13 protein-coding genes and 2 pseudogenes are annotated in these 17574 nt (G+C 65.9%); 8 read left to right on the top strand and 7 right to left on the bottom strand.

Features of this window, described 5'->3' with window-relative positions; all coding sequences use genetic code 11:
* Positions 1 to 64 precede the first annotated feature (64 nt).
* Both AUCHE_RS14110 and soxR read left to right on the top strand, forming a co-directional pair.
* On the top strand, positions 65 to 1654 hold the full coding sequence (locus tag AUCHE_RS14110) for a wax ester/triacylglycerol synthase domain-containing protein (RefSeq protein WP_006504001.1): 1590 nt from the start codon (positions 65 to 67) through the stop codon (positions 1652 to 1654).
* Between the two features lie 78 nt (positions 1655 to 1732).
* Positions 1733 to 2227: a redox-sensitive transcriptional activator SoxR gene (gene soxR / locus AUCHE_RS14105; protein ID WP_006504000.1), complete on the top strand. Its 495-nt coding sequence runs from the start codon at positions 1733 to 1735 to the stop codon at positions 2225 to 2227.
* Here soxR and AUCHE_RS14100 read toward each other — a convergent pair.
* Complete coding sequence (locus AUCHE_RS14100; RefSeq protein ID WP_006503999.1) at positions 2202 to 2615, bottom strand: VOC family protein; 414 nt, start codon at positions 2613 to 2615, stop codon at positions 2202 to 2204. The two genes, soxR and AUCHE_RS14100, sit on opposite strands and share 26 nt — an antisense overlap.
* 433 nt (positions 2616 to 3048) lie before the next feature.
* Between AUCHE_RS14100 and ptsP the strand changes: the two genes are divergently transcribed.
* Both ptsP and ptsG read left to right on the top strand, forming a co-directional pair.
* Positions 3049 to 5637 carry a phosphoenolpyruvate--protein phosphotransferase gene (ptsP, locus tag AUCHE_RS14095; protein WP_006503998.1) on the top strand — a complete coding sequence of 863 codons (2589 nt, stop codon included), beginning with the start codon at positions 3049 to 3051 and terminating at the stop codon, positions 5635 to 5637.
* A gap of 20 nt (positions 5638 to 5657) precedes the next feature.
* Positions 5658 to 7580, top strand: coding sequence for a glucose-specific PTS transporter subunit IIBC (ptsG, locus tag AUCHE_RS14090; RefSeq protein WP_006503997.1), 1923 nt, complete (start codon positions 5658 to 5660; stop codon positions 7578 to 7580).
* Between the two features lie 169 nt (positions 7581 to 7749).
* On the opposite strand, the gene AUCHE_RS14085 is transcribed toward ptsG, so the two are convergent.
* Complete coding sequence (locus AUCHE_RS14085; protein WP_006503996.1) at positions 7750 to 8841, bottom strand: hypothetical protein; 1092 nt, start codon at positions 8839 to 8841, stop codon at positions 7750 to 7752.
* Between the two features lie 333 nt (positions 8842 to 9174).
* On the opposite strand from AUCHE_RS14085, the gene amrB reads away from it, so the two are divergent.
* Positions 9175 to 9990: an AmmeMemoRadiSam system protein B gene (gene amrB, locus AUCHE_RS14080; RefSeq protein WP_006503995.1), complete on the top strand. Its 816-nt coding sequence runs from the start codon at positions 9175 to 9177 to the stop codon at positions 9988 to 9990.
* Between the two features lie 52 nt (positions 9991 to 10042).
* Here the strand turns inward: amrB and AUCHE_RS14075 are convergent, their stop codons facing one another.
* The 3 genes and pseudogenes from AUCHE_RS14075 to AUCHE_RS17625 all read right to left on the bottom strand — a co-directional run bounded on the left by AUCHE_RS14075 (position 10043) and on the right by AUCHE_RS17625 (position 13431).
* Positions 10043 to 11704 (bottom strand): methyl-accepting chemotaxis protein, encoded by a 1662-nt coding sequence (locus tag AUCHE_RS14075; protein WP_006503994.1) that lies wholly within the window; start codon positions 11702 to 11704, stop codon positions 10043 to 10045.
* A 1050-nt stretch (positions 11705 to 12754) separates the two neighbouring features.
* Positions 12755 to 12925 (bottom strand): annotated as a pseudogene (locus tag AUCHE_RS17950) (polymorphic toxin type 17 domain-containing protein); the annotation flags it as partial.
* Between the two features lie 212 nt (positions 12926 to 13137).
* Positions 13138 to 13431, bottom strand: a complete 294-nt coding sequence (locus AUCHE_RS17625) for an RHS repeat-associated core domain-containing protein (RefSeq protein ID WP_245706945.1) — start codon at positions 13429 to 13431, stop codon at positions 13138 to 13140.
* 88 nt (positions 13432 to 13519) lie between these two features.
* Between AUCHE_RS17625 and AUCHE_RS17945 the strand changes: the two are divergent.
* Positions 13520 to 13648: pseudogene (locus tag AUCHE_RS17945) on the top strand (WXG100 family type VII secretion target); the annotation flags it as partial.
* A 111-nt stretch (positions 13649 to 13759) separates the two neighbouring features.
* Here AUCHE_RS17945 and dapA read toward each other — a convergent pair.
* Entirely contained in the window at positions 13760 to 14671 is a 912-nt protein-coding gene (gene dapA / locus AUCHE_RS14070; RefSeq protein ID WP_006503991.1) for a 4-hydroxy-tetrahydrodipicolinate synthase, read from the bottom strand.
* Between the two features lie 83 nt (positions 14672 to 14754).
* On the opposite strand from dapA, the gene AUCHE_RS14065 reads away from it, so the two are divergent.
* Positions 14755 to 15675, top strand: coding sequence for a LysR family transcriptional regulator (locus tag AUCHE_RS14065; protein ID WP_006503990.1), 921 nt, complete (start codon positions 14755 to 14757; stop codon positions 15673 to 15675).
* 57 nt (positions 15676 to 15732) lie between these two features.
* Positions 15733 to 16251 (top strand): SRPBCC family protein, encoded by a 519-nt coding sequence (locus AUCHE_RS14060; RefSeq protein WP_006503989.1) that lies wholly within the window; start codon positions 15733 to 15735, stop codon positions 16249 to 16251.
* A gap of 349 nt (positions 16252 to 16600) precedes the next feature.
* Here the strand turns inward: AUCHE_RS14060 and AUCHE_RS14055 are convergent, their stop codons facing one another.
* Positions 16601 to 17470 carry an SDR family oxidoreductase gene (locus AUCHE_RS14055; protein WP_006503988.1) on the bottom strand — a complete coding sequence of 290 codons (870 nt, stop codon included), beginning with the start codon at positions 17468 to 17470 and terminating at the stop codon, positions 16601 to 16603.
* Positions 17471 to 17574 lie beyond the last annotated feature (104 nt).

The raw sequence follows: 17574 nt of genomic DNA, 5'->3' as shown, positions 1-17574 counted from the left end.
ATTCCTCTCGGACGCACCGGGATACTCTCTGGCGTAGCCTCATCGACGAGTCCTGGAGACCCGCATGAAATCCATGACCAGCACCGAGCGCATCTTCCTGCGCCTGGAACGCGACGGTTTCCCGATGGATGTCGTCGGCATCACCACGCTCGAACCCGCCGGGGACACCGAACTCACCTACGACGACGTCCGGCTGACCATCGTGCGGGTGCTGGCCGAAGCCCCCTACCTGAGCCGGCGGGTCTCCCAGGCCCCCCTCGGGATCGGCGAGGACAAATGGGTCGACGAGGCCCAGGTCGATCTCGACCACCACGTCCAGGAGATCTTCTGCCCCGGGGAAGGCACCGAACGCGACCTGCTCGATCTCGTCCTGGACCTCACCGCCGAGCCCTTGGACCGATCCCGGCCGTTGTGGCAGGTATGGCTGGTGCACGGCATGGCCGACCGGAGGAGCGCGCTGATCCTGCGCGGGCACCACGCCCTCACCGACGGATTGGGGTTCATGCATCTCTACCAGTCGATCTTCGAGACCGACCCGCCGTCGGCACCGGCCGCGCAGACGGCTCGCTCGTCGGCACCGACCCGGGGAGTCGCCGCGCCTTCCGCCGGCATACCGGGCCCCTTCGCCGGGCCGAGATCAGGTTACGAGCCGCCCGCCCTGGTGCGGGCGGCCGGGGAGATCCCGCAGCGGGCCGTGATCACCGCACGGACGAGTATGCGGATCGCCCGGGTCCTGACGAGGGTGGCTCCGCGTGCGATGAGCCGGACGACCCGCGAGTTGAGGAACCGACTTCCCGGGGGAGACATGGCATCACCACCGGGCGGAGCCGCGGGAACGTCCGACTCCGGGGGTGTCGCCCGGTCGACGAGGCGTCCACCGTTCGTCCCGTCCTTCACCGATCATCCGCCGGTGACCCGGTTCAACCGGCACATCAAGGACACCGGTCGGGCGATGGCCGTGCTGAGTCTGCCGCTCGACGAGGTGCAGGCTGCGCGCCGGGCGCACCCGGGGGCGACGGTGAACGATGTGATCCTCGCCGTGGTCAGCGGGGCGTTACGCACCTACCTGGCAGATTTCGACGAGATCCCGGACCGGCCGTTGGTGACCACCTGCCCGGTGAGCGTGCGGACGCGCCCGGACGGGGACGGCGGGCAGGCGAGCGGCAATGCGTTCACCGCGATCTGGGTCGATCTTCCGGTGCAGCTGGACGATCCGGTCGAGCGGCTCACCGCGGTGCACGCCCGGTCGAGTCAGGCCAAGGGCGGATTGCACCGCTCGCGGGCGTCCTGGGATGTGCTCTCCGATCTGGGTGATCTGCTCCTGCCGGGAATGGTGTCGGCGGCGATGGCTTTCGCGGGTTCGCGGCCTTTCCATCTCATCCCGCCGACCCAGAATCTCTCGGTCTCGACGATGCGTGGTTCGAAGACGCCGCTGTACTTCTGCGGACGCAAGGTAGAACATTTGTACGCCCGGACGATCATCTGCCCGCCGGTGTACTTGTTCATCCATGCGATCAGCTACGACGGGAAACTGGAGATCGGTATTCTTTCAGCCCGAGAATTGCTACCGGACCCGGAGGCGGTTGCCCGGAACATGCGGGCGGAGCTGGATGCTCTTCTGGATCGGGTGGCGGTCTCCGGCGCCCGCAGCTGACGGGCGACCGCGATAATTCATTCATTCTTATCCTTTGCGCAACACAGGTCACAGGGCCGAACCCGCTAGGATTTCTTCATGTCACGCCAGTTGACCATGCACGACATGTTGCCCATCGGCAACATTTCAGAACGCTCGGGGGTCCCTGTTCCCACGCTGCGCTTCTACGAAGAACAAGGCATTCTCACGTCATATCGGACAAGCGGCAATCAACGTCGATATCCGCGACATGTACTGCGTCGGCTCGCCTTCATCAAGGCCGCCCAGCAATTCGGCATGTCCCTGGCCGACATCCGTAAAGCACTCGACCATCTCCCCCAGAACGACGTACCCACCGAGAGCGACTGGAAATATCTCACCGGCATCTGGCAGAAATCACTCCAGGAGCGCATCGACCAGCTGACCGCCATGCGGGACAGCCTCGACTACTGCGTCGGTTGCGGATGCCTCTCCACCTCGCGCTGTCCCCTGGTCAACCCCAATGACATCTGCGCCGCGGAGCCCCTGCAGAACAGGCGCCGGAGGAATGCCCACGCCGGACAGCCCGTCAGGCGTCGTTCGCACCGACATTGATCGTCCAGACGACGCCGTAGCGATCCACCACCGTGCCGAACTCGTCCCCCCAGGGCTGGGAACGGAAGGGTTCGACGATCTGCCCCCCGTCGCACAGCCGCTCGAGATAACCCGACATCTCCTCACCCCGCGGGCCGGTGAGCGAGAGCTGTCCGTTGGGCCGAGCGGGCCGACCCGCGGACTCCAACGAATCGACCGCGGTCAACACGAAACCCGAACAGGTGATGAGGTGGCTGTGCAAGACCCGCTCCGCCCCCTCACCGTGCACCGCACCGTACTGGCCGAAGGTGGCGAACTCGAGCGAGCCACCGAAGGTGTCCCGGTAGAACTCCATCGCCTCCCGGCAGGTGCCGTCGAAGCTCAGACAAGGGCTGAAGAGCACACCCATGGGTCCTCCTGCACGGGGACTGATGTGGACACGACTAGAGACATTTCGGATTTTTCACTTTAATTTCCCTGTGGTCCACTGTCACTCCGGACCAGGCCCTCGGCTGCCCGGCGCGCCGCCGAGAAGAGGCCCGGACCCACGCCGGGAGATGGCACACAATTCGGACGCGACATGTGACCATCCAGCGAAATCCGCCCTTGGTCCCGAAAACCCTCATAAGCCTCGAAATTGCGTCGAATGGCCTTGCTGTACAGCAAAATTCTCAGCGCGGGGTGTCCTTGGACAGTTCCGGGGACACCCCACCCACGGCTTAGGCGGCAGCCCGGGTTTCGTCTTTAGGGACGCGTCTGCAAGCATCTGTTCGACCCCGGACCCCACTGCAGCGGATCGTGTGAGCGAATCCCGCACGTCCGCCGTTCCCAAGGAGGTGGACATGACGACTGCACCGTCCTCTGCACCTGGCCTGCGCCTCATAGCGCCGGTCTCAGGCGTGCTCGTCCCCATAGAGCAGGTACCCGACCCGGTCTTCGCCCAGAAGATGGTCGGCGAAGGAATCTCCATCGACCCGCTCTCCTCGAGCCTGCTCGCCCCGTGCGACGGCGAGATCGCCCACATACACCCCAGCCAGCACGCCGTCACCGTCCGCACCGCAGACGGCCTGGAGATCCTGCTCCACATCGGCCTGGACACCGTCCAGATGCGCGGTGAAGGCTTCACCGCACGCGTCGAACTGGGCGACAAGGTCACGGTCGGCCAGCCGCTGATCGACTTCGACATGGACAAGATCGCCGTCGAAGCCAAGAGCCTGCTCACCCAGGTCGTCATCGCCAACTCCGACCGGATCGCCACCTTCGAACCCGTCACGGGCATCGTGCAGGCCGGGGACGACGTCGTCGCCACCATCACCCTCGCCGCAGGCGACAGCGCAGACGGCGCCGGCGCCGAGCCCACCGGACGCACCGTCACCTCACCGGCAGTGCTCGTGCCCAACCCGGCCGGCCTGCACGCCCGGCCGGCAGCCACCCTGGCCACCGCCGCCAAACGCTTCGAATCGCAGATCCTGCTGCGCCGCGGCGACGAGAGCGCCAACGCCAAGAGCGTGATGGCGATCATGGCGATGTCGGTCAGCCTGCGCGACAAGGTCCAGATCAGCGCCACCGGGGCCGACGCCGACAAGGCCGCTGCGGACCTCTCCCGCGCCATCGCCGAAGGTCTCGGCGAAGCCGGGGTCACCGCACTGCCCGACGACCCCGACGCCGCACCCGTCAGCGCACCGGCCACGGCCGCGACATCCTACGGCGAGCCGCTCATCCGTCGCCGCTCGGAAGACCCCGACGTCCTGCTCGGCGTCTCGGCCTCCCCCGGACTGGGCGTCGGCACCGTCGTCCAGATCCGCAAGGACGAGATCGAGGTCGAGGAGTTCGCCCACGACCGTCACGCCGAACGCCGCGCCCTGACCGACGCCCTCGACCGGGCCGCCGTGCAGCTCAAGTCGCTGCGCGACAAGATGGCCAAGGAAGCCGACGACGACAAGGCGCAGATCTTCGAGGCCCACCAGGCCCTGCTGACCGACCCCGACCTGCTCGACATCGCCGTCTCCGGCATCGACAAGGGCAAGAGCGCCCCCTTCGCCTGGCGAGCCGCATACACCGTCTACGCCGACCGCCTGGCCGGGCTCAAGAACGAGATCCTCGCCGGACGGGCCAACGACGTCCGCGACGTCGGCCGCCGGGTGCTCGAAGAACTCACCGGACACAAGGCCGAAGGGCCGGTCATCGTCGAGGGGTCCATCCTCATCGCCGAAGACCTCACCCCCAGCGACACCGCCTCCCTGGACACCAGCAAGGTCGTCGGATTCGCCACCGTCGGCGGCGGTGCGACCAGCCACGTGGCCATCCTGGCCCGGTCGATGGACATCCCCGCCATCGCCGGCATCGAGGCCAAGGCCCTGGAGCTGGCCAACGGCTCCCGCGTGGTCCTCGACGGAGCCGCCGGAACCCTGCGGATCAATGTCACCGACGACGAGGTCGCCCGGATCCGCGAACGTCAGGCCCGCGTCGCCGAACGCAAACAGCGTGATCTCGCCGAGGCCCACAGCCCTGCGGTCACCACCGACGGACGTGCCATCGAGGTCGTCGCCAATATCGGCAGCGCCCAGGACGCCCGCACCGCCGCCGAGGTGGGCGGCGAGGGCGTCGGCCTGCTGCGCAGCGAATTCCTCTTCCTCGACCGGTCCACCGCGCCCACCGAGGACGAGCAGTACGAGGCCTACCGGGCCGCTGCCGAAGCGCTCTCCCCCGGACAGCCGCTGGTCATCCGCACCCTCGACGTGGGCGGCGACAAGCCACTGCCCTATCTGCCCCTGCCGCGCGAGGAGAACCCCTTCCTCGGCGAACGAGGCATCCGGGTCGGACTGAACCGTCCCGACGTACTGCGCACCCAGCTGCGCGCCATCCTGCGCGCCTCCACCACCGGCGCGAAGCTGCACATCATGTTCCCGATGGTCGCCACCCTCGAGGACCTGCGCGCGGCCAAGGGTGTCCTGGAAGAGGAACGCGAACGGCTCGGCGTCGACCCGGTGCCGGTCGGCATCATGGTCGAGGTTCCTTCCACCGCGGTCATGGCACGCCAGTTCGCCACCGAGTGCGACTTCTTCTCCATCGGTACGAACGACCTCACCCAGTACACCCTCGCGATGGACCGGGGACATCCCACGCTGGCACCGCAGGTCGACGCGCTCAACCCGGCCGTGCTGGGTCTGATCGCCCAGACCGTCGAGGCAGCCCACGCCCACGGCCGTTGGGTCGGGGTCTGCGGCGGCGTGGCCTCCGACCCGCAGGCCACCGCGATCCTCGTCGGCCTGGGGGTGGACGAGCTGTCCGTCTCCGTCCCCGCCATCCCCACGGTGAAGGCGCAGGTCCGTGCCCTCAACGTCGAACGTTCCCGAGAGCTTGCCGCGCAGGCCCTGGCAGCGGACACCGCCGCCGATGTGCGCGCACTCGTCCCCTACGAGCAGTACTGACCCGGAAGGAAACACGAGCCATGTCCACTATGGCCACTCAGTCGGAGACGACCTCCGGCTCGACGGGGGCGAATGACGAGAAGGCCGGGATCGGTTCCCGGATCTTCGGCGAGATGCAACGCCTCGGCAAGTCCCTGATGCTCCCGGTGTCGGTGCTCCCGGTCGCCGGTATCCTCCTGGGCGTCGGAATGGCGTCCCTGAAGGGCATCGAGACCAACGGATGGCAGGTGCCCCAAGCGGTCACCCTGCTCTTCCAGATCATGCAGAACTCCGGCGACCCGATCTTCGCCGCACTGCCGCTGATCTTCGCGATCGGTGTCGCGCTGGGTATGACGAAGAACGACGGCGTGTCGGCCCTGGCGGCGACCGTCGGCTTCCTCGTCATGATCGCGACGATGGGCGTCATCGGGAAAGCCCGGGGCATCATCGTCCCGTTGAGCGACAAACTGCCCAAGGCGGAGCAGAAGCCGCCGTTCAGCATGTTCGGGATCGACACGATCTCGACCGGCGTCTTCGGTGGCATCATCATCGGCCTGGTCGCCGGGTACCTGTTCAACAAGTACTACCGGATCAGCCTGCCCCCTTACCTGGGCTTCTTCGCCGGTAAGCGTTTCGTGCCGATCGTGACCGCCTTCGCCGCCATCGCGGTCGGCGTCGTCCTGGCGTTCGTCTGGCCGCCCATCCAGAACGGCATCAACTCCTTCGGCGCCTGGGCCTCCAACAGCCAGACGTGGGCCGCGGTGTGGCTCTACGGAACGGTCGAGCGCTCGCTGATCCCCTTCGGTCTGCACCACATCTGGAATGCACCCTTCTTCTACGAGCTGGGTGAGTGCACCAAGCCCGATGGCACCGTGCTGCACGGCTGGTTGAACTGCTTCTACTACAAGCCCGAGTACGGCGTGCTCGGCGGTGGCTTCCTGTTCAAGATGTTCGGTCTGCCCGGCGCGGCGCTGGCCATCTGGAAGACCTCGAAGCCGGAGAACCGGGTCCGGGTCGGGTCCATCATGTTCTCCGCGGCGCTGACCTCCTTCCTCACCGGTATCACCGAGCCGCTCGAGTTCTCGTTCATGTTCGTGGCTCCGCTGCTCTACGTCGCGCACATCATCCTGGCGGGTCTGAGCTTCCCGATCATGTTCCTGCTCGGTGGACGCCTGGGGTACACCTTCAGCCAGGGCGGCATCGACTACCTGCTGTACTTCGCCCTGGACCAGAAGCCGTGGCTGGTGCTCCTGGTGGGCCCGATCTACTTCGTGCTCTACTTCGTGGTCTTCTCCACGCTGATCAAGTGGCGCAACCTGAAGACCCCGGGCCGTGAGGACGCCGTCGCCGAGACCGCCGCCGTCGGCGGATCGACGAACGACTTCGCCCGCCAGCTGGTCCTGGCCTTCGGTGGCCGTTCCAACATCACCGACCTCGACGCCTGCATCACGCGTCTGCGGGTCGGGGTGAAGGATGTCAGCCGGGCCGACCAGGCCAAGCTGAAGGCATTGGGCGCCGCCGGCGTCCTGCTCGTCGGCCGCAATATGCAGGCCATCTTCGGCACCCGCTCGGAGAACCTGAAGACGGACATGGAGGAGTACCTCGCCACCGCCGGTGACGACGCCGAACTCTCCGAGTCCGATGTCGCCGACGTGGTCTACGAGGCACCGACGACCGTCCAGCCGAAGCTGCGCGACCCCGAGGCCCCGCAGAAGGTCGAGATCTGGTTGGGAGCGCTCGGCCACCGCAGCAATATCGTCAAGGTCGAGGAAGCCGGAGAGACCCGTCTGCGGATCGTCATCCGGGAGAACGCCCCGGTCGACGAGGACGCCCTGCGGGCGGCCGGTGTCATGGGCATCGCCCACATCACCGACACGACATTGCACCTGATCGTCGGGCTCAACGCCGATCAGTACGCGACCGAGATGCGGGCTCAGCTCTCCAAGGAGCCGAAGACCGTCTGAGGTCCTGGACGAACGGCGGTGGGCCGCCCACGCAATGCGTGGGCGGCCCACCGCCGTTCCGTATCCGTAGTGGGGGCTTGGCCGTCCGGGAGCACCTCAGGCCAGTGGCAGGTGGGCTTCGACCGTCCGGGAACGGTCGAGGAACCTTCAGACAGAGCCCGGAGGAGCGTCAGCCGGCGAGCAACCCGGTGACCGCCGGGTCGATCCGGGTGGAATAGGCCAGATTGGGTTTCTTCACCGCCGGGGTGTAGGTACCGGTGAAGATGACACCACCGCCGGTGTTCCAGAAGAACACCAGCCCGCCCTGATCCGTCATCGGACCGTCGGGCTGAGCGCACCACATCCGGGTGATCGCCGTGGCGTCACGGATCTCCGGGTGCGGGCCGAGCACCGGGGTCAGGCCGTCATGGGTGCCGTCACGCAGGACGATCGTCTGCTTGACGGTGTCCCCGTCGACGATGAGCACCCGCGTCGCAGCCTGCTCGTCCACCGCGAGATTGCCGTCCAGGTCGAAACTCTCGACGCTCATCGACGTGACATTGCGCAGCCCGGTGGCGACGACCTTCGGTTCGGACAGTTTGATCTGCCGGGCGGCCGCGGTCATCTCGTACCGCAGCAACTGCCCCTTGGCGTCGACGACGAAGATCTCCGGGTCACCGTTGATGTGGAAAGCCACCGAAGCGCCCAAGGCCTTGGCCTTGTCATAGCCCTCCCCGAGCACCACGTCCGTGGTCAACAAGGAGCTGGCGACCTTACCGGCGTCGTCACGGGTCATGCTGACCTCGATGTAATGCAGACGCCCCTGGGGGTCGGTGGCGACGAAGGTCTCCATGCCGCTGCCGACATCACCCATGCCACCACCCCGGGCCAGGAGCACCGGCTGGAAACTGAACTGTCCCTGCCGTTCGACCATGCGGGCGATGGAACCGTTGAGTTCGTGGGCGTAAAGGGTCTGCCGGACCGTGCTGGCCACCTTCGCCCGGCACTCCAACCCGTCGAGGAGTCGCCCTGCCGGAGCGGCCAGGTTCTGCACGGACATGACGCCCGCCGCCGCATCAGTCGTCGCCGGGCCCTGCGGGTTCTCCGCGACGTCGGCAGCCGGGGAGGACGTCGACGCAGAGGGTGTCGACGCCACAGCAGAGGTCGAGACCTGCCGACTTCCGCAACCGGCAGCGGCCAGGGCTGCACAGGTCGTCACAGCCAACACCTTTCCCAGCAGGCCGAGTCGACCGGGGAGGAAACGGGAGGTCTTGACGTTCATAGTGGTTCCTTTGCCCTTGAACCAGTCTCGTAATACATACTGTCCCCCCTCTGACGCTCTGACCAGGGCCGTGGTTGCGCTCGCTGCGCAACTGTGATGTCACGTATCGATCACAGGATCATCTGCCCAGGTCGTCGATATCGGGAGAAATCGACATGTCACAGGCGGATCACGCTGTGTTCACGCGATAGCCACGGAGCCGGGAGGCTCGACACGGCTCACCCACACCGTCCGGTTCTCCCCACGCACGCCAACCCCGAGTCAGGCCGCATTGGGATGTCAGGGGCAGCATACCCGTAAAAGACCCAACTCATTTGTGGGTAGCGTTGTCTCATGGTCGCCAACCGGCCGCCGGTAGCAGCCGGCAGACACTATCCAGCAGAGGCACGCGAGCTGACCGATCTGATGAGATCGCAGCTCGCCGAGGGCCGTGCCGATATGGCACTCGACCCCGAACCTCCGCCGAAGGCCGTCCTCGTGGCGCACAGCGCCTACGTCCATTGCGGCCACGGATCGGCAGCCGCCTACGCCCGCGTCGAAACCGCCCGTGGCACCGTCCGGAGAGTCGTCCTCCTGGGCCCTGCCCGGCAGGACCCGCCCCGAGGCATCACCCTGCCCGCCTGGACGACGTTCACCACCCCCCTCGGTGACGTGCCCGTCGACCAGGACGCCGTCCGCGCCCTGACCGCGTCCATGCCCGAGGTCGTCCACGTCGACGACGGCCCTCATCTTGCGGAGACCTCGCTGGAGGTCCAGCTCCCCTTCCTGCAGGAAGTGCTCGGCGAGTTCACCGTGGTCCCGCTCGCCGTGGGGCGCGCCACCCCCGTCGAGGTCGCCTCCGCGCTCAACCTTCTCTGGGGCGGTCCGGAGACCTTGGTCGTGGCCAGTTCGGAGCTGTCCCGGTCGCTGCGCCAGGAAGAAGCCCGGGCCGTCGACGAGGTCACCATCGGGCAGATCCTCGACGGAAGGGGCGCACTCACCGCCGAACAGGCCGACGGCGCTGCCGCTGTCAACGGTCTCCTCCTCGCCGTACAGGAACACCGTCTGATCCCGGAGCTGCTCGACACCGGCAATTCCGGGGACACCGGGGACGACCCGCACCGGGTCACCGGGCATGCCTCGTTCGTCTTCCGTCCTGGGAACGGCTGAGGAGGAGCGGCCGTCGGGCCGCCCCTCCTCCACCGGGCGTCGTCGCCGCGGGTCAGTACTGGAAACGTCCGATCAAGGACTGCAACTCGTGTGATCGTGAGGCCAGTTCCTGGGCAGCGGCGGAGGTGTCCTCGACGGCGCCGTTGGTGTCGGCTGCTGCTTGGGAGACCTCGTCCACGTAGCCGGCGATCTGGCCGGCGCCGGCCGCCGCGTCGGAGACGTTACGGCTCATCTCGTTGGTGGTGGCGGTCTGTTCCTCCACCGCCGAGGCGATCGTGGACTGGGTGTCGTTGATCTGGGCAATGATGGAGGAGATCTCACTGATCGCGGCGACCGCGGCCTCGGTGTCGATCTGGATCTGTTCGACCCGGTGGGAGATGTCCTCTGTCGCTTTTGCGGTCTCTTGGGCGAGGTCTTTCACCTCGTTCGCCACGACCGCGAAGCCCTTCCCGGCCTCGCCGGCGCGGGCCGCCTCGATGGTGGCATTCAGGGCCAGCAGGTTCGTCTGCTCCGCGATGGTCGTGATGACCTTGACGACGTTGCCGATCTCGACGCTGGAATCGCCCAGCTTCGCGACGGTGGCATTGGTGCGGTCGGCGACCTGTACCGCGCTGGCCGCGACCCCGGCCGCGTCGGTGGTGTTCTTCGAGATCTCCCGGATCGACGCTGTCATCTCCTCGGTGCCGGCGGCGACCGTCTGCACATTGGTCGACACATCGGATGCCGACCCGGCTGCGGCACCGGCGCGTTCGGAGGACAAGGTCGCGGAGGCCCTCATCTGACCGGCGGTGGCCGTGAGCTCTTCGCTGGCAGCGGCCACTGTGGACGAGGCCTCGCCGACCCTGCGGAGCACATTCCGCATCGATTCCCGGCTCTGGTCCAGGGCTCTTGCCATGTCGCCGATCTCGTCGACGCTTTCCACGTCGGCGGACACTCGCAGGTCACCGGCGTCCATCGCTTGGACGCTCTGCAGGACCTTACGGACGGCGGCCAGGATGGCCCCGCTGACCCGCAGGGACAGGAAGACCAGGACGATACCGGCGATCAACACCATGCCCAGGGAAAGGTAGGTCGCCATGTTGCGTGCGGAGGCGAGGCTGGCCCGGCTGTCCTCGACCCGTTTCTTCGCCAGGGTGTTCAGGTTGGCCGTGGCATCGCTCAACGGTTTCATCGACTGGGCCGACCCGGTGGTGGCCAGCTCCGAGGCTTCCTTGAAACTGTTCGCCCCGTTGGCCTTCGCCAGGGCGACGATCTTGTCGTCATTCGCGCTGAAGGCTTTCGCCTGGGTCTGGATCTCGGTGACCTGTTTCAGCCCGTCCTCGCTGCGCACCATGGTCGGCAGAGAGTTCAACCGTTCGTTCAGCCCGGTCATAGCGTCCAGGTAGGCCTTGCGGGATTCGTTGTTCGGCTCGACCGCGGCAGCGCCCTGCGCGGGGATATTCAGCACGTAGGCGTTCTGTTGGCCGTTCAGCTCGGAGACCAGCTGGTCGACCCGGACGACCAGAGCCCTGGTCTCGTAGGAGTTCTCGAGCTCGCTGGTGGTGGAGGCGATCGAATTGAGCGACCACATGGACAGGATGGTCAAGGCTGCCGCCACGATCACGCCGGTCAGCCCGATCGACAGGATCTTCGTCCGTAAACCCACCCGCCGTCCGTGAGACGAGGGGCCCCGTCCGCCGACCTGTGTCTCCTCCGGCACGGATGATTGGTACATCTGGGCTCCTGCGAAACTCGGTAGGGGTGGCCCTGGGTTCCCAGACCACGAGCGCCCGAGGTGGCAGTCCGGGGCGCACGGTCCCCTTTCGGCAGAGCCCGGCGCAAACTGAGCGAACACGCACTGAACAGCAGCAGATTCATCGGTATCCCGGGCCGGGGAGGGAGCGTGAGGGCCGGACTTCCTCGCTTTTCCCCGTCCCTTGCGCTTCTCGCATGCCGATCATCAGCTGCTCCCTGGAGCCGACCACCTGCTGCCGTTTTCGCTTCATTCGATCTTATGGATGAGGTCCACTATGCGCTGGCAAATATCCTCATCATTACCGCTAAAAACTATTTCATCGATAGCATTCCCAGTGGAATAAGCTGCGACTGTCTGGCGGCATGCACGGACCTAGCGAAATCGACTGCATATACCCAGGTCCCGTCATTTTCCTCCACACGATCAACGATCACCCCCAGCCCGGAGGACAGAACAACCACATCGACAGAGACAACAATTTCATAAAGCTTCAACGGCTCCATTATTAATGGATCACAACCCCTTGCCAGAATAAAATAAATAGCACTCCCTCGCTAGATGCACACCTAGCCCCGCCACTTCTCCTCAACGACAAGAGCAGTCCTCGCCCCCACTCAGACAACCCCGGGGGGGACATTCACCGGGAGCCAGATCCGCTCCGCTATCCCCATGAAGAAAACTTGCAATCAAACAAAACGTGCTTCGACCGCGACGAATATCGACTTATGCCAATAAAAACGCGGGAGATACGTCAAACGATCTTACGAATGAGACTCCCTGCTCGCTGACGTATATCTTCACGCTCGCCTCGCCTGAAAATATTATCAATGACATACCCTAGAGGTATCAGGTCCGATCTATCAGCACTGTAGACCCTTCCTCCATATCTAACAGCATAAGACCAGACACCATCCTCCTCAGCTCGACCGACAACCACACCTATTCCAGAAGGGAGGCCACCCGCCCCTGAAGGAGGAGTATTTTTCCGACTGGTGATGATGATCTCATTAAATTTAAATGGCTCCACCATCAATGAGTCACGATTCCTTTCAATGAAACATTCACATGAGCGCCATCGCGAGACAGATATTCAATTATTTTCTTCAGCTTCTCTGAGAGTTCAATATCCCACTCGAATGGCCCTCCTTTAGTCCGCGAGGGACCCGCAATCCATTCATTATCGAAACGGTCAAGATGCCCATTTCGATCTCCTCACGGAAGGGACTTATGTGGCTTCCCCCCCTCCCGGGGGGGGAACGGACCGTATTTTCCCTCGATTCGGAAGTCCAAATCTTTCCCCAGGGCCGGCTTTCCGCATCATCTGCTTAATGCTGGAAGCATTTTTATTGGTTTTGTAGTCTTGCGGTGTCAGGCCCCACGGATCAACCCACGTAGTCGGATTCAGAACGGGGCTATGCGGTATTAACCCCGCCGGTAATACCTACCGGGTCTGGAGTGGCATACCGGCCGATGTCTGGGTCGTAATAACGGTGCAGGTTGTAGATCCAGCCAGTGTCCTCATCATGAACCTGCCCCAACGGACACCCAGCAGTCGCTGCCGGCCCGACGGGCTGCCCGTACAACCTGGTCGACCGCGTCCAAGCAACCTCACCCCCAGGAGTAATCAGCTCGGTCGGACCACCAGCCAGATCCGCGACAATCGCGAAAAATTCAACATCAACCTCGCCCTGAGCCCACCCCTCCACACGACCCACAGCCCCCGCCCTCAACCCCACCCCCTCAAGGCACCACCGCTAGGACGAGGAAACCTTCGAGCGTTACCTCGAAAGCTCCCTCGAAGACCTCGACGCGGCCGTCCAAAAACTCCAGGGAATCTGGGACGGCACCGCAGCCGACGCACAAGCACGAGCACAGCAGGAATGGGCCGCCGGAGCCAGCCAAATGCGTGCCTCACTCAAGGTGATGCGCGCCGCAGCCGGAAACCAGCTCCGGCAACTACACCAAGGTCACCACGCACAACGCCGATCTCTGGTCCTGACCGGCGGCACCACCCAGCTGATCGCGCGAACCCGCTCAGGACTCCACAGCAGCAAGCAGCCCCGACGCCGCCAGGCCCTCGCGGAGAACCGTCAGCTCCGCCTCCGAGGACTCGACCAGAGGCATCCGCACCGCGGCATGCTCGATGACACCCAACTCGACCAGAGCAGCCTTCGCCATGATGGCGCCCTGCGAGGTGCGCATGATCGCATTCACCGCAGGCACCAGCTCCCGGTGGATCCGCCGCGCCCCCGCCAGATCGCCACCGTCGACCGCCTCGACAAGAGCGCGATAACGACCCCCCGCCACATGGCCGACGACACTGACCACACCGGCCGCGCCCAAAGCCAGATAAGCCAGATTGTCCTCGTCCGAACCCGAATACCAGGCCAGACCGGTCTGCTCCATCAGCTCCGTCGCCGCCCACTGATCCCCCTTGGCATCCTTCACCGCCACGATCTGCGGATGCGACGCCAACTCCCGCAAGGTCTCAGAAGTGAAAGGGATACCCGTCCGACCAGGGATGTCGTACAACATGACGGGCAACCGCGACGCATCGGCCACAGCCCGGCAGTGCGCGACCAGCCCACGCTGGGTCGGCTTGTTGTAGTACGGCGAAACCAACAGCAGACCGTCGACCCCGGCATTCTGCGCGCGCTCGGTCATCTCCAGGACGTGCCGGGTGTCATTGGAGCCGACGCCGGCGACGACCTGGGCGCGTCCGTTCACCTGGTCGACGACGAGTTCCATCATCTGCACGCTCTCCTCGTCGGAGAGGGTCGCCGATTCGCCGGTGGTGCCGTTGACGACGATGCCATCGTGGCCGGTGGCGAGGAGGTGGTCGACGAGGGCGCGTGCGCCCTCGAGGTCGAGGGAGCCGTCGGGGTGCATGGGGGTGACCATGGCGGTGAGGACGGAGCCGAAGGGGCGGGCGGGCGTGTGCGTCATGGGGTCATGATCTCCGACCCTGAGATTCCAGTCCAGCAACTTATTCAGTGCAGTATTCGGTAGCTGAGCTTCATAATGGTGGGGTGATCGAACCCACCTCGCTGAGAGCCCTCGCCCTGGTCGCCGAAACCGGGTCGGTCACCGGCGCAGCCGACATCCTCGGATTCACCCCCTCCGCCGTCTCCCAGAAACTGAAAAGGCTGGAAGCCCGCATCGGCGTCGCCCTCCTCGTGCGGGTCGGCCGCGGCGTCGCCCTCACCCCCGCCGGGGAGACCCTCGTCGCCCGATCCGTCGACGTCTTCGCCGCCCTGGAGAGCGCAGCTCACGCGGCACGAGCCCGTACCCGGCACGCCTCCGGGACGCTGCACGTCGTCGCCTTCTCCACCGCCATCCGCGGCCTACTCACCCGCGCCCTGCCCCGCCTGGCCGTCGACCACCCGGACCTGACCGTGCGGATCGACGAAGCCGACCCTGCCGAAGCCCTGGCAGTCCTGGCCAGCGGCGGCGCCGACCTGGCCATCGTCCACGACTCACGGACCCTGCCCGTCCGCGGTGCCGACGGCCCCCTGCGTCGGGCCTGCCTGCGGGAACTGTGCACCGACATCGGCGACGTCATCGTCCCCGCCGGGCACCGACTCGCCGGCCACGCCCAGGTGTCGGCCGCCGACCTCCGCGAAGAAACCTGGGTGACCAGCCCGCCCGGGACGGCCTGCCACGACTGGTTCCGCCGCCTGTTCGCCCGCGGATCCCAACCCCACGTCGGCCACCGCATCGACGACTTCTCCACCCAGATCGCCCTGGTCCTCGCCGGCGCCGGAATCGCACTCGTCCCCCGCATCGCCCGCCCGCCCCTGCCCGACGGGCTCATCGCCCTGCCCGTGCACCCCGCGCCGACCCGCACCGTCGAAGCCCTCTGGCGGCTCAGCTCCGACGAGAACCCCGCCGTACACGCCCTGGTCCAGGCGTTGACAGAGGCCACCGAAGCCCCCACGGACAAGTCATAGCCGGATCCGATCGACGCCTCCAGCCGAACCTCCAGGAAACAGGGGTAGCGTCGCCACATGACGACCTCCCAGCCGCACACCGCCGGGTGTCTCCAGTCACGCAGTGTGGAACGCCTCATCCATGCCGACCGGCAGACGATCTTCGACGTCCTCGCCGACCCCTTCCAACATCACCTGATCGACGGCTCCGACATGGTCAGCGGCGAACCGCACGGCCCCGGACGGCTCAGCCCAGGAGCCCGGTTCACGATGGGGATGCGCCGATGGGGCCGCGTCCCCTACCGGTCGATCAACGAGGTCGTCGAATTCGAGGAACCCCGACTCATCGCCTGGGCGACCACCGGCGAATTCCGGGGCAAACCCTTCGTCGGCGGACACCGTTGGCGCTACGAACTCGAAACCCTCGACGACGGCACCCTCGTCCGGGAAACCTACGACTGGTCCACCGCGATGCACGCCCACTGGACCATCGAGAAACCGGCCTTCCCAGACCGGTTCGCCCCCGCCATGGCCGCCACCCTGAAACGACTCGCCGAGCTCGTGGAGAACCCTCAACCAGCCCGACACCCCGCCTGAGCAGCGGATCTCCGAGCAGTCGGCGTCACCGTCGGGAAGAACCGGGGGTGGCGCCGAATGACGTCCAGGAACCGAGAACCGCCCCGGCACGGCGGCGTGCACGCCCTGGAACAGCCGTCCGATCGTCACCGACCAGGGCGTGCACCCGTGGAAGAAGCCGGCCGCGCACCCTCGACGCACATCTCACGCGAAGAACGCCGACCGGAAAAAAGCCGACCACACGACGACCAACCTCCCACCCCGGACGCCACCGACCGCACGGACACGCCGAGACCCGCCCGAAGATCAGCGCCGGCGCGACGCTCAGAAGACCAGGCCGCCCGACGTCGAACCTGCGCCGCAGCGACGCTCAGAAGACCGGCTTCCCACCGGTCACACCCAACACCGTGCCCGAAACATAGGACGCCTCCTCCGACGCCAGGAAGACATAGGCCGCAGCGACCTCCGTCGGATGACCGGCCCGCCCCAGCGGAGTATCCGCGCCGAAGGAATCGACCTTCTCCCCACTCATCGTCGCCGGGATCAACGGCGTCCAGATCGGCCCCGGCGCCACCGCATTCACCCGGATGCCCTTGTCACCCAGATCACTCGCCAGGTTCACGACCAGATTGTTCAAAGCGGCCTTCGTCGCCGCGTAATCCAGCAGGTGCTCACTGGGCGAATACGCCTGGATCGACGTGGTCACCAGGACACACCCGCCGTCGGAAAGCTCCTCCACCAGCGCCTGCGTCAACCAGAACGGGGAGAACACATTCGTCGCGAAAGTGCGTTCGATCTGCTCCGGAGGGAAGTTCTCCAGACCGTCGTAGGTCATCTGATAGGCGGCATTGCAGACGAGGACGTCCACCCCACCCATCGCCTGCACCGCACGTTCGGCCAGTTCCACATTCGCCGCGTGCGTACGCAGATCACCAGGCACCGCCCAGCATCGCCCGCCTGCGGCCTCCACCTGCGCGACCGTCTCCGCGGCGTCGCCCTCCTCCTGCGGAAGATGTGCGATCACCACCGAAGCGCCCTCCTTCGCGAAAGAGATCGCCACGGCACGACCGATCCCCGAGTCACCCCCGGTGATCAGCGCGCGCCGGCCCTTCAACCGGCCCCGGGGCTCCCAGGTCGTCTCGCCGTGATCTGCCGGCGGGTCCAGCTTGCTGAACGTGCCCGGCCATTCCTGCTGCTGGGCGGGCACGGCGGACAGGTCTGCGCGCTCTTTCGCGGACATCAGGGCTCCTCGAGATCGGGGTCTGGCTGTGACAAGCCGTTGTCCTCGGCCCTACCCGTCCACGCTGATCCCACACCCGGAAAGCTGGGACGAGATCAAGCCCC

Source organism: Austwickia chelonae NBRC 105200 (assembly GCF_000298175.1).
In the GTDB taxonomy this organism is placed as follows: domain Bacteria; phylum Actinomycetota; class Actinomycetes; order Actinomycetales; family Dermatophilaceae; genus Austwickia; species Austwickia chelonae.
This window is presented reverse-complemented; position numbering and strand designations above follow the sequence as displayed.